The sequence below is a fragment of the Streptomyces sp. NPDC059398 genome, assembly GCF_042751845.1.
GTDB lineage: Bacteria > Actinomycetota > Actinomycetes > Streptomycetales > Streptomycetaceae > Streptomyces.
The window spans coordinates 1725-18699 of record NZ_JBHYWP010000003.1 but is presented as its reverse complement, the minus strand read 5'-3'; the positions used below and the strand labels follow the sequence as shown (position 1 = coordinate 18699).

General features: G+C 71.5%; 7 protein-coding genes and 1 pseudogene. 6 read left to right on the top strand and 2 right to left on the bottom strand.

What is annotated here, in order from left to right; genetic code table 11:
* Positions 1-77: 77 nt before the first annotated feature.
* On the top strand, positions 78-1412 hold the full coding sequence (locus ACFXBC_RS01980) for a sensor histidine kinase (RefSeq protein WP_385017484.1): 1335 nt from the start codon (positions 78-80) through the stop codon (positions 1410-1412).
* Between the two features lie 56 nt (positions 1413-1468).
* On the opposite strand, the gene glgP is transcribed toward ACFXBC_RS01980, so the two are convergent.
* Complete coding sequence (gene glgP / locus ACFXBC_RS01975) at positions 1469-4096, bottom strand: alpha-glucan family phosphorylase (RefSeq protein WP_385017481.1); 2628 nt, start codon at positions 4094-4096, stop codon at positions 1469-1471.
* 806 nt (positions 4097-4902) lie between these two features.
* On the opposite strand from glgP, the gene ACFXBC_RS01970 reads away from it, so the two are divergent.
* The 4 genes from ACFXBC_RS01970 to glgB all read left to right on the top strand — a co-directional run bounded on the left by ACFXBC_RS01970 (position 4903) and on the right by glgB (position 12710).
* Positions 4903-6939 carry an alpha-1,4-glucan--maltose-1-phosphate maltosyltransferase gene (locus ACFXBC_RS01970; protein WP_385017816.1) on the top strand — a complete coding sequence of 679 codons (2037 nt, stop codon included), beginning with the start codon at positions 4903-4905 and terminating at the stop codon, positions 6937-6939.
* A complete protein-coding gene (gene treS, locus ACFXBC_RS01965) occupies positions 6936-8642 on the top strand; it encodes a maltose alpha-D-glucosyltransferase (protein WP_385017478.1) in 1707 nt (568 codons plus the stop codon). Before ACFXBC_RS01970 ends, treS begins: the two co-directional genes overlap by 4 nt.
* 229 nt (positions 8643-8871) lie before the next feature.
* Positions 8872-10308 (top strand): phosphotransferase, encoded by a 1437-nt coding sequence (locus ACFXBC_RS01960; protein WP_385017476.1) that lies wholly within the window; start codon positions 8872-8874, stop codon positions 10306-10308.
* The gene (glgB, locus tag ACFXBC_RS01955; RefSeq protein WP_385017472.1) at positions 10305-12710 is read left to right on the top strand and encodes a 1,4-alpha-glucan branching enzyme; all 2406 of its coding nucleotides are present in this window, start codon (positions 10305-10307) and stop codon (positions 12708-12710) included. The genes ACFXBC_RS01960 and glgB overlap by 4 nt, the downstream gene beginning before the upstream one ends.
* A gap of 98 nt (positions 12711-12808) precedes the next feature.
* On the opposite strand, the pseudogene ACFXBC_RS01950 reads toward glgB, so the two are convergent.
* A pseudogene (locus ACFXBC_RS01950) lies at positions 12809-14944 on the bottom strand (SpoIIE family protein phosphatase); the annotation flags it as partial.
* Between the two features lie 170 nt (positions 14945-15114).
* Here ACFXBC_RS01950 and aspS point away from each other — a divergent pair.
* Complete coding sequence (gene aspS, locus ACFXBC_RS01945; protein ID WP_385017469.1) at positions 15115-16899, top strand: aspartate--tRNA ligase; 1785 nt, start codon at positions 15115-15117, stop codon at positions 16897-16899.
* Positions 16900-16975 lie beyond the last annotated feature (76 nt).

The following is a 16975-nucleotide window of genomic DNA, read 5'->3' as shown; positions in this document are numbered from 1 at the left end:
TGATGGGGCGAAAGGCAGCGTTCGCCCCCGACTTTCGTCGGGGGCCGCAGCGCACCCGGCTCGGGCAAGCTGGGCGTATGCGGAGAGAGCGGATCACCGACGTGGCACTCTGGGCGCTGGTCAGTGCGCCCGTGGTCCTGGGGGCGGTGGTGTACGGCATGGGCCCCTGGTGGCGGACCGCGGCCGGGACCGTGGTTCTCGCGTTCGGGGCCGCGCTGTCCCGCAGGTGGCCCCTGACCGCGCTGCTGGTCGCGGTGGCACTGGGGCTGACCGTTGCGCCGGGGCTCTGGTCCCCGCGGTACGCGGTGGCGCTGGCGGTGTTCGGCTATCTGGCCGGCCGGCGGACCGCGCTCGCCCGGCCCGCGCTGCACGCCTTCGCCGGGACCGCGGCGGCCGGGCTGCTGATCACGCTGGCCGCGCACCGGGAGCTGTGGACCTGGCTCGTACAGCTGTCGACCCTGGCCTTCGCGGTGATGGTGCCCTGGCTGCTCGGCCGCTATGTGCGCCAGTACGCCCAACTCGTCGACACCGGCTGGCTGCTGGCGGGGAGGCTGGAGCGTGAGCAGCGCGTCGCCGCGGACCGTGCGCGGCTGCTGGAACGCTCCAGGATCGCGGGCGACATGCATGACTCACTCGGCCATGACCTGTCGCTGATCGCCGTGCGGGCGGCGGCACTTGAGGTGGATCCGGCGCTGGACGGGGAGCAGCAGCGAGCGGCCGGTGAACTCCGGGCCGCAGCGGGGGACGCCACCGCACGGCTGCAGGACATCATCGGCGTTCTGCGGGAGAACGACGGGGCCGCGCCGGTCCCGACACCGGGCGAGACCGTGGCGGAACAGGTGGAGCGGGCCCGCGGATCGGGGATGGAGGTCGAGCTGAGCGGTGCGGGGGCGGCGGCTGGGCTGGCCCCGATGACCGGGCGCGCGGTGCACCGGACCGTCCAGGAGTCACTGACCAACGCGGCCAGACACGCTCCGGGCGCACCCGTGACGGTACGGCTCGTACGGTCGGACACGGCCCTGACGGTCACCGTCACCAGCGCGGCGGGGCCGCCCGTCCCGGTACCGGGGCCGAGGGCCCCGCGGGCGGAGTCCTGCAGGGCGGACCCGGTGGAGCCGCCCGGCGGCGGGGGCGGCACGGGCCTGGTCGGCCTCGACGAACGGGTCCGTCTCGCGGGCGGGGTCCTGCGCCGCGGGCCGCTGCCCGGCGGTGGCTTCGAAGTCTCCGCCACCCTGCCCCGTACCCCGGGCGCCCCGCCCGCCATCCCGGACGAGAAGCCGTCGTCCGCAACGGAGTTGGCCAGGGAGAGACAGCAGGTACGGCGGCGCCTGAAGCAGGCGATCTGGGTCCCGCTGGCCGCCACCGCCGCGCTGGGGGTGCTGATCGGGGCCGTCGGCCTCGCCACCCGGTAGGACCGCAGCGGAACGGCCCGGCGCCGCAGGGACACCGGGCCGTTCCTGACTGCCTGTCACCGCAGCAGGACGCCCCCGTCCTCCTCCGTAGCCGCGGTCGGCGCGGCCACCAGACCCAGCTCCGCTCCGGTCGCCAGCAGCCGGTGCGCGGGCAGGATACGGACCGTGTAGCCGTAGGGTCCCGTACGGTCCAGGGCCAGCGGGCCCTCGTACAACAGCCGCCCGTCGAGCCCGGGGCCGCCCGCCGGTTTCAGCGCGACGGTCCGGGCGTCCGTGATCCGGTCCTGCCCGTCGACCCGGCCCGACACGGCCTGCACCTCCACGTCGTCGGGCCCCAGCGCACCGAGCGCGACCCGGACCCGCAGCGACAGGGTGGAGCCCAGCTCGGCGGTCCCGTCGGCCGCGGTCGCCGCGGCGGCCTCCACATGGTCGACCCGCACATCCGGCCAGGCGGACCTGACCCGAGTCTTCCAGCCGGCCAGCTCCCGGGCCGCTTCGGGCCCGAGCGAGCGGTGGGCGAGAGCGGCGGGCGCGTAGAGCCGCTCGACATACTCACGCACCATCCGGCCCGCGAGCACCTTCGGTCCCAGGTCGGCCAGCGTGGACCTGACCATGCCGATCCAGCGCTCGGGCAGTCCTTCGGCCGTACGGTCGTAGAAGCGCGGCGCGACCCGGTCCTCGATCAGGGAGTAGAGCGCCGCCGACTCCAGCTCGTCGCGCCGGTCCTCGTCCAGCCCCGATCCGTCCGCGGTGGGGATGGCCCAGCCGAAGTCCGGGTCGAACCACTCGTCCCACCAGCCGTCCAGCACCGAGAGGTTGAGGCAGCCGTTGAGCGCCGCCTTCATCCCGGACGTACCACACGCCTCCAGCGGGCGCAGCGGGTTGTTCAGCCAGACATCGCACCCCGGGTAGAGCCGCTCGGCCATCGCCATGCCGTAGTCGGGCAGGAAGACGATGCGGTGGCGCACCCGCGGGTCGTCGGCGAACCGCACCAGCTCCTGCACCAGCCGCTTCCCGCCGTCGTCGGCCGGGTGGGCCTTGCCGGCCACCACGATCTGGATGGGCCGGGTCGGGTGGAGCAGCAGCCCGGCGAGCCGGTCGCGGTCGCGCAGCATCAGCGTGAGGCGCTTGTACGAGGGGACGCGCCGGGCGAAGCCGATGGTCAGCACCCCGGGGTCGAGCACCCCGTCGATCCAGCCCAGTTCGGCGTCGGACGCCCCGCGCCCGCGCCAGGAGGCGCGCAGCCGGGTCCGTACCTCGCCGACCAGCTGCTCGCGCAGGGTCCTGCGCAGCTCCCAGATCTCCGCGTCGGGGATGCCCGCCACCGCGTCCCAGCGGTCGGAGCCGCCCACCGACAGGGCCTGTTCGGTGCGTGCGGCGCCGATCCGGCCGACCGCGGTGCGGGTGATCTCGGGGGCCGTCCAGGTCGGCGCGTGCACCCCGTTGGTGATGGAGGTGATCGGTACCTCGTCGGGGTCGAACCCGGGCCAGAGTCCGGCGAACATCTCCCGGCTGACGGCGCCGTGCAGCGTGGAGACACCGTTGGCGCGCTGGGCGAGCCGCAGTCCCATCACCGCCATGTTGAAGAGGCCCGGCTCACCGCCCGGAGGGGGCTCGGTACCCAGCTGGAGCACCCGGCCCGCGTCGACGCCCGGCAGTTCGCCGTCGTCCCCGAAGTGACGGGCGACCAGTTCGCGGTCGAAGCGGTCGATCCCGGCGGGGACGGGGGTGTGGGTGGTGAAGACCGTTCCGGCGCGTACGGACTCCAGGGCGGCGTCGAAGTCGAGGCCCCGACCGGCGAGTTCGCGGATCCGCTCCAGGCCGAGGAAGCCCGCGTGCCCCTCGTTGGTGTGGAACACCTCGGGGTCCGGGTGCCCGGTGATCCGGCAGTACGAGCGCAGTGCCCGCACCCCGCCGATACCGAGCAGCATCTCCTGGAGGAGCCGGTGCTCGCTGCCGCCGCCGTAGAGCCGGTCGGTGACACCGCGCTCGCCCGGTTCGTTCTCCTCGACGTCGGAGTCGAGCATCAGCAGCGGGACACGGCCGACCCGCGCCTGCCAGATGTGCGCGTGCAGGGAGCGGCCGCCGGGCAGCGTGAGGGTGACCAGGCTGGGTGCGCCGTCCGGCTCGCGCACCAGCGTGACCGGCAGCTCGTCGGGGTCGAGCACCGGGTAGTGCTCCTGCTGCCAGCCCTCGCGGGAGAGGGACTGCCGGAAGTATCCGTGCCGGTAGAGCAGCCCGACCCCGATGAGCGGGACGCCGAGGTCGCTGGCGGCCTTCAGATGGTCCCCGGCGAGGATGCCGAGGCCGCCGGAGTACTGCGGGAGCGCGGCGGTGACACCGAACTCGGGTGAGAAGTATCCGATGGCCGAGGGCAGCCCGGCGGGCTGTTCCTGGTACCAGCGCGGGCCGTGCAGATAGGTGTCGAGCTCTTCGGCGGCCTCGGACAGGGCGCGCAGGAAGCCGGTGTCGGCCGCCAGCTCGGCGAGGCGTGCGGCCGACACCGTGCCGAGCAGCCGGACAGGGTCGCCGCCGGCCGCCGCGAGGCCCCCGGGGTCGACGGCTCCGAACAGGTCCCGGGTACCGGCGTGCCATGACCAGCGGAGGTTGCGGGCGAGCTCACCCAGAGGACGCAGCGGCTCGGGGAGGACGGGGCGGACGGTGAATCGACGAATGGCCTTCACGTGTTCCACCTTCGCAGGGGAGATGCGCATCCAGGGGACGCACAGCGGTGTACGTCCGCACTTCACCCCGAAGGTAACCGTCCACGCTCCCCTCGACCACGGCGCGGGACCCCGGCCGCGTGCGCCGGTGCGCCCCCGGCGCGGGGTGCGCCCGCGCGTGTCTCTCCGGGTGCTATGGCCGGTTCTCCCCCCTCGCGTGGGCTTGTGGCACTTCGCACCACGGGTGAGGCTGCTCTGTGGGACCTGAAACGGAAGCCGTGGGACCTGGAGCCGGAGGGAGTGTGCCCGCATGGAACGATCCGTCACCTGCCGGACGCGGCCCGCCTCATGAGGCGCCGCCCGCACCTCCCGTACGGGGTGCGCGGCCACCGGCGGCCGTGCGCCGTGCGCGCCGTGCGTGGCGCGCTCCGACCGGTCCGGCCGGTCCCGGCGGCACACCGCGCACTCTGCCAAAGGTGTGAAACCGCGGTCACCCGCTCGGCGGGGCGCGGGAGGTCCGCGACGCGCGGCCCACCTGGTCCTTGCCTTGCACATTACGCACGAGTACTTAACTCAGGAGCCGGATTGCCCACCCGAGGCGTGGGGGAAGGCTCCTCCGGTAGCCGTCGAGCGCCCCGGTAGATCCTCAAAGCCAGATCCTCAAAGCCCTCCCCACGCCCTCCCCACAGCCTGAGTGAACGCGGACAGGAGCGGTCATGCCCGCAGCCCGCAGACCAACACCGGACAAGCCGGCCGGAGGGAGTCCTCGGACATCCCCGCCGCAGCCGAAGTCCCCGAAGCCACCGAAGCGGCCTCCCACCGGTCAGCTGATCGGCCGTATCCCGGTGCTCGATGTGCGGCCGGGCGTCGACGGCGGGCGCAGACCCGCCAAAGCGGTGACCGGCGAGACCTTCCAGGTCACGGCCACGGTCTTCCGTGAGGGCCATGAGGCCGTCGCCGCCAATGTCGTGCTCCGCGGCCCCCGCGGCAGAACGACGCCGTGGGTGCCGATGCGTGAGCTGGCCCCCGGCACCGACCGCTGGGGCGCGTACGTCACCCCGGACCGCGAGGGCCGGTGGACGTACACGGTCGAGGCATGGAGCGATCCCGTCACCACCTGGCTGCACACCGCCCGGATCAAGGTCCCGGCCGGCATCGACACGGAGCTGGTGCTCGCCGAGGGCGCCGCGTTGTATACACGTGCGGCGGAGGGGGTGCCGAGGAGCAGGGGCCGCCGGGCGGTTCTCGCCGTGGCGGAGGCGCTGGGCGACACCTCGGCCCCCGCCGGCGACCGCCTCGCGGCAGCGCTCGCGCCGGAAGCGGCGGCGGCGCTCGCCAGGTACCCGCTGCGCGAACTGGTCAGCGCGTCGGAGCCGATGCCGCTGCTCGTCGAGCGCGAGCGGGCGCTCTCGGGAGCCTGGTACGAGCTGTTCCCGCGCTCCGAGGGCGCCGTGGTCGAAGAGGGGAAGCCGCAGGTCAGCGGCACCTTCCGGACAGCGGCGAAGCGGCTGTCGGCGGTCGCGGCCATGGGCTTCGACGTGGTCTATCTGCCGCCGGTCCACCCCATCGGCACCACCCACCGCAAGGGCCCCAACAACGCCCTGACCGCGGGGCCCGACGATGTGGGGGTGCCGTGGGCCATCGGCTCACCGGCCGGCGGCCATGACGCGGTCCATCCGGATCTCGGCACCCTGGAGGACTTCGACGACTTCACGGCGCGCGCCCGTGAGCTGGGTCTGGAGATCGCCCTCGACTTCGCGCTCCAGTGCTCCCCCGACCACCCCTGGGTGACCCAGCACCCGGAGTGGTTCCACCACCGCCCCGACGGCACGATCGCGTACGCGGAGAACCCGCCGAAGAAGTACCAGGACATCTACCCGATCGCCTTCGACCGCGACATGGACGGGCTGGTCACCGAGACCGTCCGCATCCTGCGCTTCTGGATGGAGCACGGCGTACGGATCTTCCGCGTGGACAATCCGCACACCAAGCCGGTGGTCTTCTGGGAACGGGTCATCGCCGAGGTCAACCGCCGGGACCCGGATGTGGTCTTCCTGGCCGAGGCGTTCACCCGGCCCGCGATGATGCGCACCCTCGGCGCCGTCGGGTTCCAGCAGTCGTACACGTACTTCACCTGGCGGACCGGCAAGCAGGAGCTCACCGACTACGTCACCGAGCTGGCCGGGGAGACCGCGGCGGTCATGCGGCCCAACTTCTTCGTGAACACCCCGGACATCCTGCACGGCTACCTCCAGGACGGCGGCCGTCCGGCCTTCGAGGTCCGTGCGGTGCTCGCGGCGACGATGTCGCCGTCCTGGGGGATGTACGCCGGGTACGAGCTGTGCGAGAACGCCACGGCCCGAGCGGGCAGCGAGGACTATCTGGACTCGGAGAAGTACCAGTTGCGCCCGCGCGACTGGGAGGCGGCCGAGCGGGAGGGGCGGACCATCGCCCCGCTCATCACCACGCTGAACGAGCTGCGGCGCCGCCATCCGGCGCTGCGGCAGCTGCGTTCGGTGCACTTCCACCCGACCGACAACGACGCGGTGATCGCGTACTCGAAGTCGGTGCCCGTACCGGTCTCCACGGCGGGCTCCACGCCGGACGGAGACCCGGCCGGTTCGCACACGATTCTGATGGTCGTCAACCTTGACCCGCACCACACCCAGGAGGCCACGGTCTCGTTGGACATGCCGGATCTCGGCCTGGAATGGCATGAGTCCTTCCCGGTGCGCGACGAGCTCACCGGCGAGACCTATCACTGGGGCAGGGCCAACTATGTGCGTCTGGAGCCGGGCCGTGCGCCCGCGCACATCCTGGTGCTGCGACCGTCCCCGCCGATCGGAGGGTCACCCACATCATGATTGTCAATGAGCCCGTCCACGACAAGTTCGAGGACACTCCCCCCAAGGACCGTGACCCCGACTGGTTCAAACGCGCCGTCTTCTACGAGGTCCTGGTCAGGTCGTTCCAGGACAGCAACGGGGACGGCGTCGGTGACCTCAAGGGCATCACCGCCAAACTGGACTACCTCCAGTGGCTCGGCGTCGACTGCCTCTGGCTGCCGCCGTTCTTCAAGTCCCCGCTGAGGGACGGCGGTTACGACGTAGCGGACTACACGTCCGTACTCCCGGAGTTCGGCGATCTCGCCGACTTCGTCGAGTTCGTCGACGCCACCCACCAGCGCGGTATGCGCGTGATCATCGACTTCGTGATGAACCACACGAGCGACCAGCACGAGTGGTTCCAGGAGTCGCGGAAGGACCCGGAAGGACCGTACGGGGACTACTACATCTGGGCCGACGACGACAAGCAGTTCGCGGACGCCCGGATCATCTTCGTCGACACGGAGTCCTCCAACTGGACCTTCGACCCGGTGCGCAAGCAGTACTACTGGCACCGGTTCTTCTCCCACCAGCCGGATCTCAACTACGAGAACCCGGTGGTCCAGGAGGAGATCATCTCGGCGCTGCGCTTCTGGCTCGACCTGGGCATCGACGGATTCCGCCTCGACGCGGTCCCGTACCTCTACCAGGAGGAGGGCACCAACTGCGAGAACCTCCCGCGGACCCACGCCTTCATGAAGCGGGTGCGCGCCGAGATCGACGCGAGCTACCCGGACACCGTGCTGCTCGCCGAGGCCAACCAGTGGCCCGAGGACGTCGTCGACTATTTCGGCGACTTCAAAAAGGGCGGCGACGAGTGCCACATGGCATTCCACTTCCCGGTGATGCCGCGCATCTTCATGGCCGTACGCCGGGAGTCCCGCTACCCCGTGTCGGAGATCCTGGCCAAGACCCCGGCCATCCCGAAGAACGCCCAGTGGGGCATCTTCCTGCGCAACCACGACGAGCTGACGCTCGAAATGGTCACGGACGAAGAGCGCGACTACATGTACGCGGAGTACGCCAAGGATCCGCGGATGCGGGCCAACATCGGCATCCGCCGCAGGCTCGCGCCCCTGCTCGACAACGACCGCAACCAGATCGAGCTGTTCACCGCGCTGCTGCTCTCCCTGCCCGGGTCGCCGATCCTCTACTACGGGGACGAGATCGGGATGGGCGACAACATCTGGCTCGGTGACCGGGACGCGGTCCGCACGCCCATGCAGTGGACCCCCGACCGGAACGCGGGCTTCTCGTCCAGCGACCCGGGACGGCTCTATCTGCCCACGATCATGGACCCGGTCTACGGCTACCAGGTGACGAACGTCGAGGCCTCCATGGCCTCGCCCGCCTCACTGCTGCACTGGACCCGCCGCATGATCGAGATCCGTAAGCAGAACCCGGCCTTCGGCCTCGGTTCGTACACCGAGCTCCCGTCCTCCAACCCGGCCGTCCTCGCCTTCCTCCGGGAGTACAAGGACGACCTGGTGCTCTGCGTGCACAACTTCTCGCGGTTCGCGCAGCCGACGGAGCTGGACCTCAACGCCTTCACGGGACGCCATCCGGTGGAGCTGATCGGCGGGGTGCGCTTCCCCCCGATCGGTGAACTGCCGTATCTGCTGACCCTCGCGGGGCACGGCTTCTACTGGTTCCGCTTGCGCAAGGACGCCGCCACCGTCTGACGGCGGGCCCGGGGCCGGGCGGTTTCCGCCGCCCCGCCCCGGGCACCCTTGTCACTGGTACCGCAGCGCCAGCACCCGGCCCACAGCCGTAGTCCATCTGGTCCATCCTCACCCGCACCGTCCCGCACAGCCGGATTCCCGCCCCCATTGCGTCCAGCATGGAGGCGACCCCACGCAATCCGGGACACTCTGCGCATCGTGTGGTGTGCCCGGGAAAGGACGCGATGCCATGTCCAAGGCTGCATCCACCCGGAACAGCGTGCGCTCAGCCGGGTCTTCCGGCCCCCTCCGCCTTCTGGACTCGCTCGCCCCTCTGCTGCACGAGTGGCTGCCGCGGCAGCGCTGGTTCGCGGGGAAGGGGCGGCCCGTCACCGGCTTCACGCTGGTCTCGGCCACCGAGCTGCTGCCGGTCGGCGCGGCCCCCGGACTGCTCCATCTGCTGGTCCGGGCCGAGCAGGGCTCCCCCGCCCGTACGGCCGGCGACTGCTACCAGCTGCTGCTCGGCGTACGGACCTCACTGCCGCCGCGTCTCGCCGCCGCGCTGATCGGCCGGGCCCGCACCGGACCGCTGGCCGGTTCCCTGGTGTACGACGCGCTGCTCGACCCGCGGCTGACCGGGCTGCTCTTCGAGCGCCTGCGCACCCCGGGAAGGACCGGGGCGCTGCGCTTCGACCGCGATCCCGGCGCCGTCCTCCCCACCGGGCTGCCCGCGCGTCCGCTCGGCGCCGAGCAGTCCAACACCTCACTGATCTACGGCGATACGTTCATCCTGAAGGTCTTCCGCCGGGTCCACCCCGGCTCGAACCCGGATCTGGAGCTGCCGCTCGCGCTGGCCCAGGCGGGCTGCGCCCGGGTGCCCGCGCCTGTCGCCTGGTACGAGACGACGGAGCCGGAACCGGCCACGCTCGGTGTGCTGCAGCCGTATCTCGCCGGGTCCGAGGACGGCTGGCAGCTGGCCCTGCTCGCCCTCGCCGGCGGCCATGACTTCACAGCGGGCGCGCGGGCGCTGGGCCGGGCGACCGCAGAGGTGCACGGGACGCTGGCGTCCGCGCTGCCCACCGCGGTCCTGAGCAAGCAGCAGATACAGCAACTGGCCGCGGAGATGACGCAGCGGCTGGAGACCACGGCCCAGGCGGTCCCCGCGCTCGCGCCGTATGTGCCGGGGCTGCGCACCGCCTTCGACGCGATCGCCGTCCTGGGCCACGCGGGACGCACCTGGGCCGCCCAGCGCATCCACGGCGATCTGCATCTGGGCCAGAGCCTGCGGGCCGGGGACGGCGAGTGGTCGATCATCGACTTCGAGGGCGAACCGGCCAGACCGCTGGCCGAGCGCACCCGCCCGCAGCCGGTGGTCCGCGACGTGGCGGGGATGCTGCGCTCCTTCGACTACGCGGCCCGCACCCACCGCCCCTGGTCCCCGCAGTGGGCGATCCGCTGCCGTGACGCGTACTGCGCCGGGTATGCCTCGGTCTCCGGCGCGGACCCGCGCGCCGAGCCGGAACTGCTGCGGGCCTACGAGACCGACAAGGCGGTGTACGAGGTCCTGTACGAGGCCAGGAACCGCCCCGACTGGCTGCCCGTCCCGATGGCCGCGATCGAGCGGCTGTCGCTTCCCGAACCCCCCGTACCCCACGCGCCGAAGCTGCCGAGGAGGCTGCCCCAGTGACCGCCCGTCCCCCGTCCCGCACTCCGTCGCCCGCCGAGCCCGAGCCCGCCAAGCCCGCGGAGGGCCGGGAGAACACCGGGTCCGCGCCGGACACGGCCGCCGCGAAGAGCGCCGCCGCGCCCAGGGCCACGGCCGCACCCGTGACAGGCCCGGCCGTACCCGTGAAGGGCGCCGAAGGCGCAGCCGTCCTGCCGGCGCAGCCGACCGGAGGCGTACGTCCCGCCGAGCGGCTCGGCGCCGGGGACCGGGAGCGGCTGCTCAGCGGCGGCCACCACGACCCGCACGCGCTGCTCGGCGCCCATCCGGCCGGCGGCGGCATCGCCGTCCGGGCGCTGCGGCCGTACGCCACAGCGGTGACCGTGGTCGCGAAGGGGCTCCGCGCCGAACTGCACGACGACGGCGAGGGCTTCTTCTCGGCGCTGCTGCCGCTGCGGTCCGTGCCCGAGTACACGCTGCTCGTCACGTACGACGAGGCCACGATCGAGGTCCACGACCCGTACCGCTTCCTGCCCACGCTCGGCGAGCTCGACCTGCATCTGATCGGTGAGGGCCGCCACGAGGAGCTGTGGCGGGCACTGGGCGCGCAGCCGATGACCGTGCAGGGCGTCACCGGCACCCGCTTCACCGTCTGGGCGCCGGACGCGCGGGGGGTACGGGTCAGCGGCGACTTCAACTACTGGGACGGCGCCGCGTATCCGATGCGTTCGCTCGGCTCGTCGGGGGTGTGGGAGCTGTTCGTGCCGGGCATCGGCGAGGGCGCGCTCTACAAGTTCGACCTGATGTGCCCGGACGGCAGCCACACCCTGCGCGCCGACCCGATGGCGCGGCGTACCGAGGTGCCGCCCGCCACCGCGTCGGTCGTGACCCGGTCGCACCACCGCTGGCAGGACGAGCAGTGGATGGCGCACCGGGCCGACCGTCCGGTCCATGAGGCGCCCTTCTCGGTCTATGAGGTGCATCTGCCCTCCTGGCGACCGGGCCTGACGTACCGCCAGCTGGCGACGCAGCTTCCGGCGTACGTCCAGGACCTGGGCTTCACACATGTGGAGCTGATGCCGGTCTCCGAGCACCCCTTCGGCGGCTCGTGGGGGTACCAGGTCACCGGTTTCTACGCGCCCACCTCCCGGATGGGCACACCGGACGACTTCCGGTATCTGGTGGACGCGCTGCACCGGGCGGGTATCGGGGTCCTGATGGACTGGGTGCCCGCGCACTTCCCGAAGGACGACTGGGCGCTGGCCCGGTTCGACGGCCGGCCGCTGTACGAGCACGCCGACCCGAACCGCGCCGAGCACCCCGACTGGGGCACCCTGGAGTTCGACTACGGCCGTACCGAGGTACGCAACTTCCTTGTCGCGAACGCCACTTACTGGTGCGAGGAGTTCCACATCGACGGGCTCCGGGTGGACGCCGTCGCCTCGATGCTCTATCTGGACTACTCGCGCGAGGAGGGCCAGTGGTCGCCCAACGAGCACGGCGGCCGGGAGAACCCGGACGCGGTGGCCTTCCTCCAGGAGATGAACGCGACGGTCTACCGGCGCAACCCGGGCGTGGTCACCATCGCCGAGGAGTCGACCGCCTGGGACGGCGTCACACGCGCCACCGACCAGGTCGGCGCGGGCGGCTTCGGGGGCCTCGGCTTCGGGCTGAAGTGGAACATGGGGTGGATGCACGACTCGCTGGAGTACGTGGCCAAGGAGCCGGTGCACCGCAAGTACCACCACAACGAGATGACGTTCTCGATGGTGTACGCGTTCAGTGAGAACTACGTCCTGCCCATCTCGCACGACGAGGTGGTGCACGGCAAGCAGGCGCTGGTCTCGAAGATGCCGGGCGACTGGTGGCAGCAGCGCGCCACGCACCGCGCGTATCTGGGCTTCATGTGGGCCCACCCGGGCAAGCAACTGCTCTTCATGGGGCAGGAGTTCGCCCAGGGGGCCGAGTGGTCGGAAGCGCACGGACCGGACTGGTGGCTGCTTGACCCGTCGTACGGCGCGGCGCACGACCACCGCGGGGTGCGGGACCTGGTGCGCGACCTGAACGCGGTGTACGCGGCGACGCCCGCGCTGTGGCAGCGCGACACCGACCCGGGCGGTTTCGCCTGGGTGGCGGGCGACGCGGCGGAGGACAACGTCTTCGCGTTCCTGCGCTACGACGCGCACGGCGCCCCGCTCCTGTCGGTCTCCAACTTCTCGCCGGTGGTACGGCACGGGTACCGGCTCGGGGTGCCCGATTCGGTGGCGGAGTGGCACGAGGTGCTCAATACCGACACCGGGCTCTACGGCGGTGGCGACATCCGCAACACGGATCCGCTGAAGCCCGAGCCGGTGCCGTACCACGGGCGTCCGTCCAGCATCGGGCTGACGCTGCCGCCGCTGGCGACGGTGTGGCTCAGGCCCTGAGCCGTCGCGGCCCGTCGCGGCCCCGCGCCCCCCCGGGCGGGCCGCCCCGAGCCCCCGGCGGGCCGCGCGCCCCGCCGCCCCGCCCCCCCGGCGGAGCCGGCCGACCCGTTCTTCGAGTCGCCGCGCGACTCGTAGAGCTCGAACCAGATCGACTTGCCGGAGCCCTGCGGATCCACCCCCCACATGTCCGCGAGTATCTCCATCAGCAGCAGCCCGCGCCCCGACGAGGCCATCTCGCCGGGGCGCCGCTTGTGCGGCAGTTCGTCGCTGTCGTCGGCGACCTCCACCCGCAGCCGCCGGGTGCCGGTCACCCCGGTGACGTCGGCGGTCAGCGTCGCGTCGCCGTCCGTGTGGATGAGGACGTTCGTCGCCATCTCGGAGACCATCAGCGCCGCCGAGTCGACCTGTTCGCTGTCCGCCCAGTCATGGAGCAGCTCCCGCAGTTGGCCACGGGCCGCCGAGATGCGTTCCGGCTGGGCCTGCGCGATCGCCAGGGACATATGGCGGGTGGTGCCCGCCTGTACGCGCTCACCCTTGCGGGACATCAGCAGGACGGCGATGTCGTCCTCGCGGCGGTCGGAGAACGGCCCCGTGTGATGGCGCTCCGGCGGGCCGTGCGCGGCCTGCACCAGGGCGTCGGCCAGGATCTCCAGATTGTCCCCGGTATGCCGCTCCAGCGTTCCGCGGATCCGCTCCCAGCCGGTGTCGAGATCGTGGCCGCCGGTCTCTATGAGCCCGTCCGTGCACATCATCAGCGTCTCGCCGGGCTGGAGCACCAGCCGGGTCGTCGGATAGTCGGTGTCCGGATGGATGCCCAGCGGCAGCCCGCCCTCGACGGGACGCACCAGCACCGTGCCGTCGGATGTGCGGACCGTCGGATCGGGGTGACCCGCGCGGGCCACGTCGAGGGTGCCGCTGGCCGGGTCGACCTCGATGTACAGACAGGTCGCGAAGCGCGGGGTCGGCGGCTCGTCGGATTCGCCCTGGTCATAGGTGTCCGTGAGGCCGTACAGAAAGCGCGAGGCCCGGGAGAGCACCGCGTCCGGCGGATGGCCCTCGGCCGCGTACGCGCGCAGGGCGATCCGCAGCTGGCCCATCATCCCGGCGGCCCGTACGTCATGCCCCTGGACGTCACCGATGACCAGCGCCACCCGGCCGCCGCCCTTGCCGTCCTCGTACGCGGTGCTCCCCGGCAGCGCGATCACGTCGTACCAGTCCCCGCCGACCTGGAGCCCGCCCCCGGTGGGGACATACCGTGCGGCCACCGCCATCCCCGGGATACGGGGGCCCAGCATCGGCAGCATCGAACGCTGGAGCCCGAGCGACAGCTCACGCTCGTTGTCGGCGACCCCGGCGCGGGCCAGGGCCTGGGCCAGCATCCGGGCCACCGTCGTCAGCACCGAGCGCTCGTCGGGCGAGAAGCTGACCGGGTACGCGAAGGCCGCCATCCAGGCCCCGATCGTAACCCCCGAGTCGACCAGCGGGACAAAGGCCCAGGAGTGCCGGTTGAGGGGTCGCACGGCGGGCCAGTACTTGGGGTAGCGCTCGCGGTAGGTGTCCGGCGTCGGCAGATAGATGGCCCGCCCCGTTCTGGCGACCTCGGCGGCCGGATAGTTCTCCTCCGTACTCATCGGGAACTCGGCCAGCAGCCCGTCCTCGGCCGGGTTGTGCCCGTGGTGCCCGATGACCGTCAGCCAGTCGCCGGTGATCCCGAAGACCGCGAGGCCGTCCGGCTCGAACCCCGGCATGGAGAGCGAGGCGGCGACCCTCAGCACCTCCTCGGTGGACCTGGCCTCGGCCAGCGCCCGCCCCGCGTCCAGCAGGAACGCCTCGCGGGAGCGGCGCCAGTCACCGGTGATCGGGGTGTGGGCCGCATCGCCCGGCTGCGGCTCCGCGACCTCCTGGAGGGTGCCGACCAGGACATAGCCATGGGCGCTGATCTGCGGCTTGGAGCGGCTGCGTACGGTACGCAGGACCCGGCCCGTCTCGTCCACGATGCGCAGCCGGGCCTCGGCGAGGGTGTCCTCGGCGATCGCCAGATTCACCGTCCCGTTGATCTCGTTCCAGTCGACGGGGTGGAAGCGGGAACGGACGGCGACCTCGGACAGACTGGTCGCTTCGGCGGGCAGACCGAGGAGCCGGGCGGCTTCCGCGTCGAGCGTGACGATCCCGGCGGTGTTGTCCCATCGCCACAGGCCGGTCGCGATGGCGGCCAGGACGTCCTCGGTGCGCATTGCCCCACTTTAAGAAGGGAGGACCGGCAGCCGCCACACAGGGTGCGCCCATGCGGCCGCTCCGGGGCCCCGGGGGCGGGCCGATAAAGGCGTAAAGGCATGGTGTGCCCGGCGGTACCCTGGTGCGAAGTACACCCTTCCCGCCTGTCTCGCGAAGAACTGGATGAACGATGCATCGGTACAGGTCCCACACGTGCGGCGAACTGCGCGCCTCCGACGTCGGCTCCGACGTCCGGCTGAGCGGCTGGCTGCACAATCGCCGAGACCTGGGCGGCATCCTCTTCATCGATCTGCGCGACCACCACGGCATCACGCAGCTCGTCGCCCGCCCCGGCACCCCCGCCAACGAGGCGCTCTCCAAGGTCACCAAGGAGACGGTCGTCCGCATCGACGGGAAGGTCTCCGCGCGCGGCACCGAGAACGTCAACGCGGAACTGCCGACCGGCGAGGTCGAGATCGAGGTCGGTGAGGTCGAGGTGCTCGGTGCCGCGGCCCCGCTCCCCTTCACCATCAACGCCGAGGACGGCGTCAACGAGGAGCGGCGCCTGGAGTACCGCTTCCTCGACCTGCGCCGCGAGCGCATGCACCGCAACATCATGCTGCGCACGGCCGTCATCTCCGCCATGCGCCACAAGATGACCGAGCTGGGCTTCAACGAGATGGCGACCCCGATCCTCACCGCGACCTCCCCCGAGGGCGCCCGTGACTTCGTGGTCCCCTCGCGGCTGCACCCCGGCAAGTTCTACGCGCTTCCGCAGGCGCCGCAGCAGTTCAAGCAGCTGCTGATGATCTCGGGCTTCGACCGCTACTTCCAGATCGCGCCCTGCTTCCGCGACGAGGACGCCCGCGCGGACCGCTCGCCCGGTGAGTTCTACCAGCTCGATGTCGAGATGAGCTTCGTCGAGCAGGAGGACGTCTTCCGGCCGATCGAGAAGCTGATGACCGAGCTCTTCGAGGAGTTCGGCAACGGCCGCCATGTCACTTCGCCGTTCCCGCGGATCCCGTTCCGCGAGTCGATGCTGAAGTACGGCAACGACAAGCCCGACCTCCGCGCCCAGCTCGAACTGGTCGATGTCTCGGACGTCTTCACCGACTCCGGCTTCAAGGCGTTCGCCGGGCTGCACGTCCGTGCGCTGCCCGTCCCGGACACCGCAGGCCAGTCCCGCAAGTTCTTCGACGGCCTCGGGGCGTACGCCGTCGAGCAGGGCGCCAAGGGCCTGGCCTGGGTGCGCGTCGGGGACGACGGCACGCTCGCCGGGCCGATCGCCAAGTTCCTCACCGAGGCCGATGTCGCGGCGCTCACCGAGCGGCTGGAGCTCAAGCCCGGGCATGCGGTCTTCTTCGGCGCCGGCGAGTTCGACGAGGTCTCCAGGATCATGTCCGCGGTCCGTGTCGAGGCGGCCAGGCGCGCGGGCCACTTCGAGGAGGACGTGTTCCGCTTCTGCTGGATCGTCGACTTCCCGATGTACGAGAAGGACGAGGAGACCGGGAAGATCGACTTCTCGCACAACCCCTTCTCGATGCCCCAGGGCGGCTATGCCGACCTGGAGGAGAAGGACCCGCTCGACATCCTGGCGTACCAGTACGACATCGTCTGCAACGGCATCGAGCTGTCCTCGGGCGCCATCCGTAACCATGAGCCCGACCTGATGCTCAAGGCGTTCGAGATCGCCGGTTACGACCGGGAGACCGTGGAGCACGAGTTCGCCGGGATGCTCCGCGCCTTCCGCCTCGGCGCTCCGCCACACGGCGGCATCGCCCCGGGCGTGGACCGTATCGTCATGCTGCTCGCGGACGAGCCGAACATCCGCGAGACGATCGCCTTCCCGCTCAACGGCAACGCGCAGGACCTGATGATGGGCGCCCCCACGGTGCTCGACGAGACCCGACTGCGCGAGCTGAACATCCAGCTGCGCAAGCCCGCGGCTCCGGCGAAGGACAAGCAGGAGAAGTAACTCTCCGTTGTTTCACGTGAAACGGCAGAACAGGCGGAACAGCCCCCGGTCGAGGGGGCGCGGGGGGGGGGGGGCG

What these genes read in the sequence shown, in the direction of transcription:
- aspS (WP_385017469.1), top strand. Translation starts at nt 15,115, where the DNA reads ATGCATCGGTACAGGTCCCACACGTGCGGCGAACTGCGCGCCTCCGAC.
- ACFXBC_RS01980 (WP_385017484.1), top strand. Translation starts at nt 78, where the DNA reads ATGCGGAGAGAGCGGATCACCGACGTGGCACTCTGGGCGCTGGTCAGT.
- treS (WP_385017478.1), top strand. Translation starts at nt 6,936, where the DNA reads ATGATTGTCAATGAGCCCGTCCACGACAAGTTCGAGGACACTCCCCCC.
- ACFXBC_RS01960 (WP_385017476.1), top strand. Translation starts at nt 8,872, where the DNA reads ATGTCCAAGGCTGCATCCACCCGGAACAGCGTGCGCTCAGCCGGGTCT.